Origin of the sequence: Roseateles sp., from assembly GCF_031397715.1 — a bacterium.
In the GTDB taxonomy this organism is placed as follows: Bacteria; Pseudomonadota; Gammaproteobacteria; order Burkholderiales; family Burkholderiaceae_C; genus Paucibacter_A.
In genome coordinates, this window is record NZ_JANNMI010000186.1 from 1 (window position 1) to 13,203 (window position 13,203).

The 13,203-nt window shown below is 64.3% G+C and carries 10 protein-coding genes; 6 read left to right on the top strand and 4 right to left on the bottom strand.

Annotated elements, in window-relative coordinates; genetic code table 11:
- The coding region (locus tag RMO57_RS07920; protein ID WP_310385645.1) for a 2-oxo acid dehydrogenase subunit E2 at nt 1-128 on the top strand (128 nt) is incomplete at its 5' end.
- A 60-nt stretch (nt 129-188) separates the two neighbouring features.
- Here the strand turns inward: RMO57_RS07920 and RMO57_RS07925 are convergent.
- From RMO57_RS07925 to RMO57_RS07940, 4 genes are all read right to left on the bottom strand, one after another.
- Nucleotides 189-824: an FMN-binding negative transcriptional regulator gene (locus RMO57_RS07925; RefSeq protein ID WP_310385632.1), complete on the bottom strand. Its 636-nt coding sequence runs from the start codon at nt 822-824 to the stop codon at nt 189-191.
- Nucleotides 825-844: 20 nt separating this feature from the next.
- Nucleotides 845-1,540, bottom strand: coding sequence for an RES family NAD+ phosphorylase (locus tag RMO57_RS07930; protein ID WP_310385634.1), 696 nt, complete (start codon nt 1,538-1,540; stop codon nt 845-847).
- Nucleotides 1,537-2,022, bottom strand: a complete 486-nt coding sequence (locus RMO57_RS07935; RefSeq protein ID WP_321170841.1) for an MbcA/ParS/Xre antitoxin family protein — start codon at nt 2,020-2,022, stop codon at nt 1,537-1,539. The genes RMO57_RS07930 and RMO57_RS07935 overlap by 4 nt, the downstream gene beginning before the upstream one ends.
- Nucleotides 2,023-2,133: 111 nt before the next feature.
- Nucleotides 2,134-5,508 (bottom strand): amidohydrolase family protein, encoded by a 3,375-nt coding sequence (locus tag RMO57_RS07940; RefSeq protein ID WP_310385635.1) that lies wholly within the window; start codon nt 5,506-5,508, stop codon nt 2,134-2,136.
- A 158-nt stretch (nt 5,509-5,666) separates the two neighbouring features.
- Here RMO57_RS07940 and RMO57_RS07945 point away from each other — a divergent pair, with 158 nt between their 5' ends.
- The 5 genes from RMO57_RS07945 to RMO57_RS07965 all read left to right on the top strand — a co-directional run bounded on the left by RMO57_RS07945 (nt 5,667) and on the right by RMO57_RS07965 (nt 13,131).
- Nucleotides 5,667-7,859: a sensor histidine kinase gene (locus RMO57_RS07945; protein WP_310385637.1), complete on the top strand. Its 2,193-nt coding sequence runs from the start codon at nt 5,667-5,669 to the stop codon at nt 7,857-7,859.
- A gap of 143 nt (nt 7,860-8,002) precedes the next feature.
- Nucleotides 8,003-8,410: a hypothetical protein gene (locus RMO57_RS07950; protein WP_310385639.1), complete on the top strand. Its 408-nt coding sequence runs from the start codon at nt 8,003-8,005 to the stop codon at nt 8,408-8,410.
- A 14-nt stretch (nt 8,411-8,424) separates the two neighbouring features.
- Nucleotides 8,425-8,808, top strand: a complete 384-nt coding sequence (locus RMO57_RS07955; protein WP_310385641.1) for a hypothetical protein — start codon at nt 8,425-8,427, stop codon at nt 8,806-8,808.
- Entirely contained in the window at nt 8,805-12,068 is a 3,264-nt protein-coding gene (locus tag RMO57_RS07960) for a response regulator (protein ID WP_310385642.1), read from the top strand. The genes RMO57_RS07955 and RMO57_RS07960 overlap by 4 nt, the downstream gene beginning before the upstream one ends.
- A gap of 10 nt (nt 12,069-12,078) precedes the next feature.
- Nucleotides 12,079-13,131: a diguanylate cyclase domain-containing protein gene (locus RMO57_RS07965; protein ID WP_310385643.1), complete on the top strand. Its 1,053-nt coding sequence runs from the start codon at nt 12,079-12,081 to the stop codon at nt 13,129-13,131.
- Nucleotides 13,132-13,203: the final 72 nt, after the last annotated feature.

A 13,203-nucleotide genomic window follows, 5' to 3' on the forward strand; every position in this document is an offset into this window, starting at 1 on the left:
TCGGGCGCTTGATGATGAATCTGTCGTCCTCGTTTGATCACCGGGTGGTGGACGGCATGGTCGCGGCGCAATTCATCCAGGCGGTGCGTGCGCAATTGGAAAGCCCGGCGCTGTTGTTGGTGGATTGACGCATTGCGCTACTAAGAAGTCTGGCCGCGTTCGGTGCCAGAAAATGCGGTGGCCCGGCCTCACTTGATTTGCTCCTCGACCAAGCGCGCCAACGCGGCTGCATTCGCGTCGCCCAACTCGGCCAGACCGGCCACGGTGCCCTGGCGGTCGGGCATGGCCTCGTCCTGGCTCAGCTTCCAGTGGCCCTCAAGGCGGCGGATCGGGATTTCAATCCCGACCACGGCGCGGCTCAGCTTGGCAATGAAGTCCGGCGGCGCGTCGCCGACGCGCCAGGGCAGCGGCTGGCCCGCCTCGTTGTGGTCGGTCAGATCGGTCAGCAGTTGCAATATCCACTGCGGATCGTCGATCACGCGCGGCCTGCCGTGGGCATGCACGACCGCATAGTCCCAGGTCGGCACGACCTTGCCTTCGCTGAGCCGACTCGGGTACCAGGACGGCGTGATGTAGGCATGCGGGCCCTGGAACATCACCACGGAATCCAGCGCGAGGCTGAGTTGCTGCCAGACGCTGTTGGCGCGCGCGACATGGCCGCGCAGGGTGCCGAATTCGCCGCCGCTGCGGTCCAGCACGAAGGGGATGTGGTTGGCGATCAAGCCGTCCGCACCCAGCGTGACCCAGGCACCCAGCGAGTGGGCGGCGATCAAGGACTGCAGCGTGTTCAGGTCGTGCTCGGCGTGATAGCTGGGGATGTACATGGCCTATCCAGGTTTGCGTTTCAGAGCTTGTGGTGATCCGACTTCAAATACCAGTCGCCGATGCGCTCGCCGTTCCAGCGCAGCGTGACATGCTCGGCCTGGCGGGCCGGCGGCAGTGCCGCCAGCGGGGTGAACAGCGCCACACAGTGGCCGCCGGCGCGGCGCACGCTGTCATAGACCAGGCCCGCCATGCCCGCCGCGCGTTGTGTCACGGCAAAGGGCTGCGAGGCCGCGTAGGAGTTGGGCTCGTGCAGCGCCGCGATGCCGGCTTGGCCTTGCAGGCCGCGCAGATCGCCCAACAAGGCCTTGACCGTGACCCGGTAGCAGCGCAAGTCGACATCAATCGCGGCCTCGGCCGTGCGTGCCAGGAACAGCGCGCGGTGGTGGCTGACCTCGGCCACGGCGGTTTCCAATTCGCTGGCCGCGTAGTAGACGCCGTAGCTGCCGTCCGAGAAGCGGCTGCCGGCCGGGTTCAGGTGGGTGAAGGCCGCCATGATGGGGCTGCAGCCGGGGCCGCTGATGCGCTGCTCGCGCGGTACCAGGGTCAGCTCGCCAATTTCATCGCGCAGGCGTGGATTACCCAGTGACTCGATCGCAAAGTTGACGGCTAGGTCGGCACCATCGACAACCCGTTCAAACAGCGAGATCGGCGGGTAGCGGCTGGGCAGCAGGCGGCAGGAGTCCAACCACAGCAGATCGGTGGAGGGGAAGTTCAAGCCCAGCCGCCGCGCTGGGCATCCAGGTATTGGCGCACCACGAACAAATCGGACACCTGGCCGGCCAGCATGCGCGCCAGCGCCGTGCCGCCACCAAACAGCGGCGCGCTATTGGGCCGCTTGATCCAGGCGTCGGCGCGCTCGGGGATGGGCAGCAGGATTTGCAGGCCGGCGTAGATGCCGAAGATATGCGAGAGCCGCTCCAGCGTGGCTGCGTCCAGGCCACGCTTGACGCGGCCGGCCTTCCAGTCAAAAAAGCTGCTGCGCCCGCAGCCCAGCAGGTGTTGCTGCTCGTCATTGCTTAGCCCCCAGGCCTGCGCAATCCTGAAAAAACCGCGCAGCGCGGCCGCTGCCGCTTCGGGGGATTGCAGATCGGGCCCGCCACCGCGCTTGAATTGGCGCTGCTGAGCCACGCCCAGTGGCGCCGAGTTGGAGTCCGAGCACCGGGCCAGCCCGGCCGAATCCGCTTCAAAAGCATGCATCGCATCGCTCTCCCGAAAAATCAAGATTTACTCAATCCGAGCCTGGAGTGTAAATCCATATTCGAATTAAATCAACGCAGTAGTCCGTTGATGGATTTTTAAATAGATACTTTAATCCCCGTCATGCCCATGGCTGTGGCCCAGGTCTTCAATCGGCATGCTGCGGCCGTCCGCGCCGCCAAAGAAGAAAGGTTTGCGTGCTTTTTGGCGCGGCAAGACCTCGTTCATGCTGTTCACCTCGAACAGGCGGCCGTTTTGCATCACATGGCTGATGCGGTCGCTTTGCCGAATGTCCGTCAGCACATCGCCGTCGATGATCAGCAGGTCGGCCAATTTGCCCACTTCCAGCGACCCCAGATCCTTGTCCAGCCCCAGGTAATGCGCCGGGTTGGCGGTGGCGGTGCGGATGGCCTCCAGCGGCGTCATGCCGCCCAGGCCGAACATCCACATTTCCCAATGCGCGCCCAGGCCCTCGCGCTGACCATGGGCGCCGATATTGGCCTTCACACCGGCGCGCTGCAACTCGGTTGCGGTGCGCGCCACGCGAATCACGTTGAAGTCTTCCTCAGGCGCGGTCTCACGCCTCACCGCACGCGCCTCCAGCAGGCCGCGTGGCACGTATTTGCTCAGCAGCGGATGCTTCCAGACCTCCGTGCGGGCGTACCAGTAATGCTCGCCGTCGAGGCCGCCGTAAGCGACGTTCAGCGTCGGCGTGTAGCCGACCTGCGTTTGCGTCCACAGCTGATGCACATCGCCATACACCTCGGCCAAGGGAATGGCATGTTCGATGCCGGTATGGCCGTCCACGATCATGCTCATATTGAGCTGAAACAGCGAGCCGCCTTCGGGCACCACCATCATGCCGGTCTGGCGCGCCGCCTCGATCACCTGCTGGCGTTGCTCGCGGCGCGGTTGCTGGTAGCTCTTGACGCTGATGGCGCCGGCCGCTTGCTGGCGCTTCAGGTGGACGACGGCGTCGTCCAGGCTGTTGACGACCGCGTTGATGCCGGCCTTGGCGCCGTACAGAATCGAGCCGGTCGAATAGATGCGCGGGCCAGTGACCAGGCCGGCGCGCTGCATTTCGGCCTGCGTGAAGATGTCGCCATTGCGATTGGACGGGTCGTGGATGGTGGTCAGGCCAAAGGCCAACGAGGCGTAGTTGATCCAGCTTTGCTGCGGGATGATTTCGTGCTCACCCATACCGCCATGCCAATGGGCGTCGATCAGGCCGGGGATGATGGTCTTGCCCTTGGCGTCCACGCGCTTGGCGTCGGCCGGAATGCTGACCTGCGCGGCCACGCCTATGGCCGCGATGCGGTTGCCCTCGACCAGGATGACACCGTCCTCGATCACCTCGTCACCCTTCATCGTCGCGATGCGCGCGCCGGTGATGGCGATGCGGCCAAGCGGCTTGTCGCTGGCTTGGCTGAAACCAATTTTGCGGCCGGCCTTTTGCACCTCGGCGGCCTTGAAGCTGCTGGGCAGGGGCTTGCCGTCGGCGTCAACGGCGATGGGCGCGAAGGCGTCGGCCAACGCGGCGCTGAACAGCTCATCGGCGTAGCTGAACAGCACGCGCCGGCTGTCGCCGCTCCACTGCATGTTTTCGCCGGCCAGGCCGTCGAGTTGGCGCACCGGCAGCGCGTCCATCTTGGGCCCAACGGTGATGGTCTTGCCGGCCAGGGGCAGCGGGATCACATAGGCATGCGAGCGCTCGACAAAGCCCAACCACTGGCCGTCCGGCGAGAGGCTGTAGTCGCTGACGAATTCGCCGCGGGCAACTTCGGTTTCACTGCGATCTTTCAGCTCGATACGCCACAGCGCGCGGCGCGCGTCGACCTCATTGCTGATGCTGAAGCGGCTCACGAACACCGCGTCATTGCCGGCGCCGAACTGCGGCGCTTCGCCGTCCTTGGCGATGCGCAGCGGCTCGCCCTGTCCATCGGCCGTGATGATGAAGATGCCGTTGTCCAGCCCATGCCAAGGCGTGGTCAGGTAGCCGCCCTTGACCTTGCTGTAGACGACGCGCTTGCCGTCGGGTGAGAACTTGGGCGACAGGTATTTGCCGGGCGCCTTGGTGATCAGGGTTTCGCGGCCGCTGGCCAGGTCGAGCTTGCGCACACTGCCCAGCTTGTCGTCGTTCCAGGTCACAAACACCAACTCGCGCCCATCGCGTGAAAAGCTGGGGAAGAACTCGAAGGCGTCTTGCTGCTTGGTCAGGCGCCTTGGCGCGGCGTCCTGGCCGGCGCGCAAATCCTTCAAATAGAGCTGACCCAGTGCCGAATAGACGGCGCTGGATCCATCGGGCGCCACCGTGACCCAGCGCAGCTGCTTGACGGCAAATTGATCGGGCGCCACCACTTGCGGCTGGCGCAGTGCGGCGCGTACCGCGCGCTGGTCTTTCACATGGAAGGGAATTTCCACCGCGCTGCTCTTGAAGGGGTCGACCCGCCAGAGTTTGCCCTTGGCCCACAGCACCACGCTCTTGGCATCGGGCGTCCAGGCAAACGCCGGGTAGACGCCGTTGACCGACCAGCTTTCCTGCAAATCGCGCTCCAGTTCGCCCCAGGCGGCGAGCTCAGCACCGGTCTTCAAGTCCTTCAGGAACAGCGTACTTTGATTGCGGACCCGGCGCACAAAGGCCAGGTATTTGCCGTCGGGCGACGGGGTTGGGCGGATCGCACCGCCCTGGCCTTGCACAAAGGGCTCGACGCTGCCGTCGCTGAGGTCCTGGCGGAAGATCTTGAAGATCTCGCCGTTGGAATTCTTGTTGTATTCGAACTGGCGACCGGGTGTGCTGTCGTGCGAGTAGTAGAGGAACTTGCCGTCCGGCGACAGCGCCGGCTCACCCAGATCTTTTTGCCAGTTCGGCTTCTCGTTCAGCTGCACGCCCTTGTTGGTGGCCGCTGCGGCGTCAAGGTGATAGAGCCAGATCTCGCCCGAGCCGGCCGAGCGGGTGCCGGTGTAATGCTTGCGTGCGGCAATGTACTTGCCGCTGGGGTGCCAGACCGGGTTGTTGAGCAGGCGGAAGTCTTCATTGGTGACGGCGCGTTGACCCGTGCCGTCGACATTCATCACCCAAATATTGTCGCCACCACCGGCGTCGCTTTGAAAGGCCAGCTGCTTGCCGTCGGGCGAAAAGCGCGCCTGCTGCTCCCAGGCAATCGAATGCGTCAGCGCTCGCGCCAAGCCGCCCTCGATGGGCATCAGATAGAGATCGCCGAGCAGATCAAACACGATCTGTTTGCCGTCCGGGCTGACGTCCACACTCATCCAGGTGCCGCTGCGGGTGTCGATGTCAATCTGGCGCGACGGGCCGGGCGGCTGGTTGACCTGCCATTTGCTGACCGGCGCTGATGCAGCGCTTGCGAGCGCAGGTGGTGGGGCAGCCAATTCGGTCGCCTGCGCAGAGGGCAGGCCAGTCATGGCCGATGCAATCACGAAGGCATAGCGGGGGGTCTTGAACAGGAGGGCTGAATACTTTTTCACGGGAGGCTTGTGGCTGGAGGGGATCTGGCTTTCGGTGCCGCAGCATAGGGACGCTGCGGGCTTGCGCCGCTAGTCGTTTTCCCTGCCGCCGGCCGCTGGGCTTGCGGCCAAACGCGCGGGCAAGGTATGGTCAAGCCCTCAAGATGCCGGAGAGCACTTTGCCCACGTTCGGATTCCTACGCTTCCTTCCCTTGAGGGCGCTCAACACCCGTTTGACCCTGTTCACCTCGGCACTGGTGGTGCTGAGCATCTGGTCCTTGGCGATCTACGTCGGCCGCATCGTGCATGACGACATGCAACAGCTCTTGGGTGAGCGCCAACTCGGCAGCGTGGTGCTGCTGGCCGCCGAGATCAATGACCAACTGAGCACGCGCATGGCGGTGCTGGAAATCGTGGCCAAGGAGGCCGCCGCCTTTGACGTCAATGCCAGCGCCGGCGCCGAGTTGGCGCAGTCCTTGTTGGATCAGCGGCCGGTGTTGCTGTCCTTGTTCAACGGCGGTGTCGTCTTCATTGCTGCCGGCGGCTTGGCCATCGCCGATGCGCCGCCGCTGCCGGGTCGGGTCGGCAGCAACTATCTGCACAATCTCGACGTGGCCGCCAGCTTGCAAGATGGCCAGGCGCGGGTGGGGCGGCCGGTGATCGGCCGTATCTTGAAGACCCCGGTGTTCGGTGTGATCGTGCCGATTCGTGCTGCGAGCGGCGCGGTGCAGGGGGTCTTGGTCGGCTTGATCAATCTGGCCATGCCCAGTTTTCTGGACCGCATCAGCGCCCAGCGTTTCGGCCAAACCGGGCATTACTTTCTGGTCTCGCCCAAGCAGCGCCTGAGCATCATCTCCAGCGACCCCAGCCGCATCATGCAGCTGATGCCGCCGGTGGGTGTTATCCCCGCGATGGACCGCTTCGCGGCCGGCCATGAAGGCACCTTGCGGTACACCAACCCGGTCGGCGTGGAGGTCCTGGTGTCGCTGAAGGCGGTGCCGGTGGCGGGCTGGGCGGTGGCGGCCACACTGCCGACCGCGGAGGCGTTTGCGCCACTGCATGCCTTGCAGCGGCGCATGCTGCTGGCCGCTTTGATTTTGAGCGCCGTGGCCGGCGCGTTGATGTGGTGCTTGCTGCGCTGGCAGCTCGCCCCGCTGGTGCAGGCCTCCCGACGTTTGGCCCTGGCCGCGGCAGCCTCGGACAACGGCCTGCCGCTGCAGCCCTTGCCGATTGAGCGGGCGGATGAAATTGGCTCGCTGATCGGCGGGTTCAACCTGCTTTTGGCCGAACTCGGTCAGCGCGAAGTCGCCTTGGGTGAAAGCGAAGCCCGCTACCGGGCGATGATTGAGGACTCGCCCGAGCCCATCGGCGTGCACCGCGACGGCAAGCTCATTTTTGCCAACCCGGCCTTGGTGGGTCTGCTGGGCGGCGTCTCGGCACAGGACTTGGTGGGCAAGCCCATATTCGACTTCATCCAACCGGACGAGCATGAAAAAGTGCTGGCGCGGATCCAGCAGGTGGCTCAGGGCGGCCTGCGGCAGCTGCGGGCCGAGCAGCGCTATCTCAAACTGGACGGCACGGTTTTTGACGTTGAAGTGCAGGGCGCGATGATCGTGTTTGACGGCGCGCCGGCCAACTTAGCCCTGATTCATGACATCACCGAGCGCAAGCAAAGCCGGCTTGCACTGCAGGCCGGGCTGCGCGAAAAGACCGCGCTGCTGAACGAGGTTCACCACCGGGTCAAAAATAATCTGCAAGTGGTCAGCAGTTTGTTGCGACTGGAGGCCGGGCGCAGCGGGCAAGGCCGCATCCAGGAGGTTTTGAGCGATATGCAGGGGCGCATCAGGGCGATGGCCTTGTTGCACGAGTCGCTGTACCGCAGCGGCAGCTTTGCCAGCGTCAATCTGGCCACCTATCTGCGGGATCTGGCCGTGCAAGCCTGCCGCAGCCATGGCAGCAGCGCGGTGCGCCTGCAGATCGAGATGGCCGCGCTGCAAGTGTCGATGGATCAAGCCACGCCTTGCGGCTTGCTGCTCAATGAGTTGATCTCGAATGCCTACAAGCATGGCTTTGCCGATGGGCGCAAAGGGGTCTTGCGGATCGAGTTGCAGCCGCTACCTGGCGGTGAACAGCGCGGGCAAGCTGGCGCGTGGTGCTTGCGCGTCGGTGACGACGGGGTCGGTCTGCCGGCCGATTTCAACATCCAGCGTAGCCAAACGTTGGGCCTGCAACTGGTGCGTGACCTGGCCCAGCAGATCGGGGCCGTGTTGACGGTCGGGCCGCTGCCGCTGGCAGCCTTTGAACTTATATTTGCGCCGCAGGCGGTGCAACAAAGCGCTGTGCGGCGGGAGGTGGATTCGGATGAAAACTGAGAGCGCAGCGGCCTGATCACCGATGTCAATGACAAGTTCTGTGCGATCTCGAAATGGCCGCCTGAGGAATTGCCGAGCCGCGACCACCGCGTCATCAACTCCGGCCACCACCCCAAAGCCTTTGTTCAAAACCTGTGAGAGATGTGAGAGACGATTCGCAGCGGCTGGGCCTTGACGGGGTCGATCACGACGGCCGGCAGGCACAGCAGCTGTTTCAACACCTGCTCTCCAACGCCATCAAATACGTGGGCAAGCCGCTGGGCCGGGTCAGCCTGGCGTGCGCGCTTGAGCAGGCGCCGGACTCACAGACATCACAGATATCACGGACATCACAGACCGCCCAGATTGCACCATTGCCGATGTGGCACTTCACGGTGGCCGCATCTGGGTCGAGTCAAAACCCGGTGTTGGCGGCGCTTTTCACTTCACGCTGCCCGCCGCCACCGTGTAAGGTTCGCTTCGAGCTCAAGCCGGTGGACTATGCTCAGTTTGTGCGCACCATGCAGGTCATACGCGACTCCTGGTCGAGCAGTGAAAGGGCGCCGCAATGATGATGTTGTTGATGATGACGAAGTCGTCTGTCTCGGCCTTTGATCCGGCGGCCGAAATCAAGCTGCTCCTGGTCGAGGATGACATCCCCGATGACATTCACGATGGAATGGCCTTGTTGAGGGCGGTGAAAGAGCAGCGGCGGCCCGACTGCATCAGCGTGAGCCTGCCGCCCGTCGCGGGTGGCCCGCAATGGCGCCTGAGCGTCAGCGACTCCGGTGCCGGCTTGGCGGCAGACTTTGAGGTCCGGCGTGAGAGTTCTCTGGGGCTCAAGCTGGTATCCGATCTGGCGCATCAAATGGCCGGGCATTTGCTGATCGGCAGCGGGCCTGCGGCGGAATTCAGCGTTATTTTTTCACCGCCCCAACTTGACGCTAACCGTGAATCGAGCCGCCTATGAAATTGCACCAGACCGGTCAGCGCATTTTGGTCGTCGAAGACGAGATCTTGGTCGCCCGCGACATTGAGCAGCAATTGCGCGAGCTCGGCTATGTGCCGGTCGGGCACGCCAGCCGCGGCGACGAGGCGATCCGCTTGGCGCTGGATCTGCGCCCTGATCTGGTCTTGATGGACATCCAGCTGTCCGGCCCGCTGGATGGCATTGCGGCGGCACAGGTCATCCGTGAGCAGTGCGGGCCGCCGGTGGTGTTTTTGACCGCCTATGCGGCCGATGATGTGCTGTCCAGGGCCAAATTGAGTGAACCCTTTGGCTACATCCTGAAGCCGTTCTCGGAGCGCGAACTGCGCACCGTGTTGGAGATGGCGCTATACAAATCCAAGAGTCAGGCGCTGTTGCGTGACAGTGAAGCACGCTACCGGGCTTTGGTTGAATGGTCGCCCGAGGCCTTGGCCGTGCACCGCGCCGGCCGGCTCATTTACGTCAACCCGGCGGCGGTCGAATTGCTGGGCGCCGGCTCGGCGCATGACTTGTTGGGCCGCCGGGTGCTTGAGCTGGTACATCCAGAATTTCATGCCCAGGCGCGTGCCGGCATCGGGTCGGCGCAAGCGAACGGGGTGAAGTTCAGCTTGGCCGAGCAGCGCTTCATCAGGCTCGATGGCAAGGAAATTGATGTGGAAATTGTGGGCACGACGATTTCCTTCGACGGCAGCCCGGCCGTGCATGTGCTGATCCGGGACGTCAGCGTGCGCAAACAAGCACAGGCGCAGCTGCGCAAGCTTTCTTTGGCGGTCGAGCAAAGCAGCGCGGCAATCTTCATCATTGATGCGCATGAGCGGATCGAGTACGTCAACGAGGCCTACCTGGCGGCGACCGGCCGCAGTCGTGCGCAGCTGCTGGGCAGCACGCCGGCCTTGTTTGCGTCGAATGCGGCGCCCTTGCCGGCCATTCGTGCCGCCTTGCTGCGTGGCGATACTTGGCGCGGCTTGATTCAGTCCGGCGCCGGCGGCCAGCGCAGCAGCTTCGCCGTCCTCAGCCCCTTGCGCCAGCCCGATGGCCAGATCAGCCATGCTGTCGCGGTGCTGGAGGACGTCACCGAGCGCACCCGCATGGGCCGCGAGCTGGACGACCATCGCTTTCATCTGGAGGAGTTGGTCAGCCAGCGCACGCAGGAGTTGGCGGTTGCGCGCGCGCAAGCCGAGGCGGCTAGCTTGGCCAAGAGTGCATTTCTGGCCAATATGAGCCATGAAATTCGCACCCCGATGAATGCGATTCTGGGGCTCAACTATTTGCTGCGCCGTGACGGGCCTGCGCCCGCGCAAGTGCCGCGGCTGGACAAAATCAACACTGCGGGCCAGCATTTGCTGAGCCTGATCAATGACATTCTCGACCTCTCCAAGATTGAGGCCGGGCGGGTCCAGTTGGAGCAGATCGACTTTCATCTGGGCGCCGTGCTGGACCAGGTCGAGGCCTTGATTGCCGACACGGCACAGAGCAAGGGGATCAAGCTTGAGCTCCTCACCGAAGGCGTGCCCGATTGGCTCAATGGCGACCCCACTAGGCTGCGCCAGGCGTTGCTCAATTACGCCAGCAACGCGGTCAAATTCACCGAAACGGGCACGATCAAATTGCGCGTCAGCGTCTTGCCAAATTTGCCCAGTTTGCCCAGTTCGCCGCGCTTGGCCGACGACGCGCTGCTGTTGCGTTTCGAAGTCGAGGACAGCGGCGCCGGGCTCAGCGAGGAGGCGGTCGGGCGGCTGTTCCAGATCTTCGAGCAGACCGATGCCTCCACCACCCGCAAACATGGCGGCAGCGGCCTGGGGCTGGCGATCACGCGGCGGCTGGCGCATCTGATGGGCGGTGAGGCCGGCGTCAGCAGCCGCCTGGGCGCGGGCAGCCTGTTTTGGTTCACCGCCGAGCTGCGCAGGGGCCAGGCGGACAAGCCCGAGTTGGCCGCGCGGCTGGGTGCCGAGTGCGGTGCCGAGGGCGGCGCCGACAGCGTTCAGCAGCTTGGTGCGCAAGAGCTGGAGGCGCCGGAGCTGAAAACGCCGGAGCTGAAAACGCAGGGGCTGGACATGCAGGTGCGGCGCCTGCATGGTGGCGCCCATGTCTTGCTGGTCGATGACAACGAGGTCAATCTGGAGGTGGCGCAGGACATGCTGCAGCGGCTGGGCCTGCACGTGGCCGTGGCCGGCGACGGCGCGGCCGCCGTGGCCATGGTGGAGCAGGCGGCGCAGAGCCAGCCCTTCGATCTGATCCTGATGGATATGCAAATGCCGGTGATGGACGGGCTGCAGGCCTGCCGCCTGATCCGTGCTTTGGCGGTGGGCGGCACCACGCCGGTGTTGGCCTTGACGGCCAATGCCTTCGATGAGGATCACCGAGCCTGTGAATTGGCCGGCATGCAGGACTTCATCGCCAAGCCCATCGAGCCGCTGCGGCTTTACCGGGCGCTGTTGAAATGGCTGCCGCTGACGCAGCAGCGCGGCAAGCCGGAGGCGGCGCTGAACGTCGCGCCGTCGCCAGCTTCGGCAACTGTGGAGTCAAGCTCCGCCGCGGCCAATAACGCCCGGTTGAGTCGTTTGGCGCGGCTGCCCGGCCTGAGTCTGGCCAAAGGCTTGGCGGCGCTGCGCGGCAACAGCGATAAATACCTGAACTTGCTGACCCGTTTGCAGCAGTCCAACGCCCACAGCGCGGCCAACTTGAGGGCTCAACTGGCAGTCGGCCACACCGCCGGCGCCCGCCAGATCGCGCACACCTTGAAGGGCACGGCGGCGGCCTTGGGTGCGCTGCGGCTGGCCGATACGGCCGCCATCATCGAGGCCAGACTGCGCGTCACCGGGACGGCTGACGCACCCCAACCCGGCGCCTCGGACATGGCCGCCTTGCTGGCTGCCGAAATTGCCCTGCTGGAGCTGGAGTTGCGGGTCTTGACCGAGGCTATGGCGGTGGATCCGGCCGAGGCGGGGGAGGCGGGGGGCGCAGGGCGCACGGGGGATGCAGGGGATGCAGGGGTTGCAGGGGATGCAGGGGATGGGCCCCTGGCCGCGGGCCAAGTCAGCGCCGGCGCGGTGCTGGCGCGTCTGCAGGCCTTGTTGGCCGACGGCGACATTGCCGCCATCGTGTTGCTGGATGACCATGCCGCCTTGCTGCGCGGCGCGCTGGGCGCATGCTTTGACATCGTCGAAAACCTCGTCAACCAGTTTGAGTTCAGCCAAGCGCGGTCGGTGTTGGATTTGTGCATTGACCATGATCCCATTTGAGTCCAGCCCCATGCCCATCCCACATCTGCTTGTGCCCAGAATTCTGATCGTGGAAGACGAATACGTCGTCGCCCGCGACCTGCGCCAGCAGTTGGAGGAGCTCGGCTACGCAGCGGTTGGGCATGCCACCAGCGGCGAGCAGGGGCTGGCCATGGCGACCCAGCTGAAGCCTGACCTGGTGCTGATGGACATACAGCTCGGCGGCGCGATGGACGGCATCCAAGCCGCGCAGCAGATACGCGCCAACCTGGCGCTGCCGGTGGTGTTCTTGACGGCCTTTGCCGCCGACGATGTGCTGGCGCGCGCCAAGTTGACCGAACCGTTTGGCTACATCCTCAAACCCTTTGGGGAACGCGAGTTGCGCACGGTGCTGGAGATGGCTTTGTACAAGCATCAGGCCGAGTCGCGGCTGCGCGCGTCGGCGCTGCACAGTCAGACCATTTTGGACAATATGTTGGACGGCGTCGTCACGATCGGCGCTGCCGGCCTGATTCAAAGCTGCAACAAGGCCGCCTGTGCCCTGTTCGGCTACGCCGTCGATGAGCTGTTGGGGCGCAATGTCAGCCTGCTGATGCCTGCGCCCCATACCGCTCAGCATGACGGCTATTTGCAGCACTTTCGCGACAGCGGCGAGAAGCGCCTGATCGGCAACGCCCGTGAGGTCGAGGGCCGCCACAAAGACGGCCATCTATTGCCCGTCAGCTTGCTGGTGTCCGAGATCGTCGGCGCCGATCCGCCCAGCTTTATCGGCCTGCTGCGCGATATCGCGCCGGACCGCCTGCATGTCGAAGAATTGAATCGGCTGGCCTTTTACGACAACCTGACCGGCCTGCCGAACCGGCGTTTGCTGTCCGAGCGCCTGCAACATGCCATGGAGGCGGCGCAGCGCAGTGGACGCCATGGCGCCTTGATGCTGCTCGATCTGGACCACTTCAAGCAACTCAATGACACCCAGGGCCACAACGTTGGCGATGAGTTGCTGCAGCAAGTGGCGCAGCGCTTGCAGGCGGAGCTGCAGGGCCACTCTCGACCGTCGTCCATTACTACTCGTCGAGCCACCTGACGGCGGTGACCGCGTTAAAACAGCTCGACAACGAATTTGAGGCGGTCTCGGCGTCGCTCAAGGTGCCGTTCT

Coding starts and splice junctions, on each gene's coding strand:
- RMO57_RS07935 (WP_321170841.1), bottom strand. CDS start 2,022: ATGCATGCTTTTGAAGCGGATTCGGCCGGGCTGGCCCGGTGCTCGGAC.
- RMO57_RS07925 (WP_310385632.1), bottom strand. CDS start 824: ATGTACATCCCCAGCTATCACGCCGAGCACGACCTGAACACGCTGCAG.
- RMO57_RS07965 (WP_310385643.1), top strand. CDS start 12,079: ATGCCCATCCCACATCTGCTTGTGCCCAGAATTCTGATCGTGGAAGAC.
- RMO57_RS07960 (WP_310385642.1), top strand. CDS start 8,805: ATGAAATTGCACCAGACCGGTCAGCGCATTTTGGTCGTCGAAGACGAG.
- RMO57_RS07955 (WP_310385641.1), top strand. CDS start 8,425: ATGACGAAGTCGTCTGTCTCGGCCTTTGATCCGGCGGCCGAAATCAAG.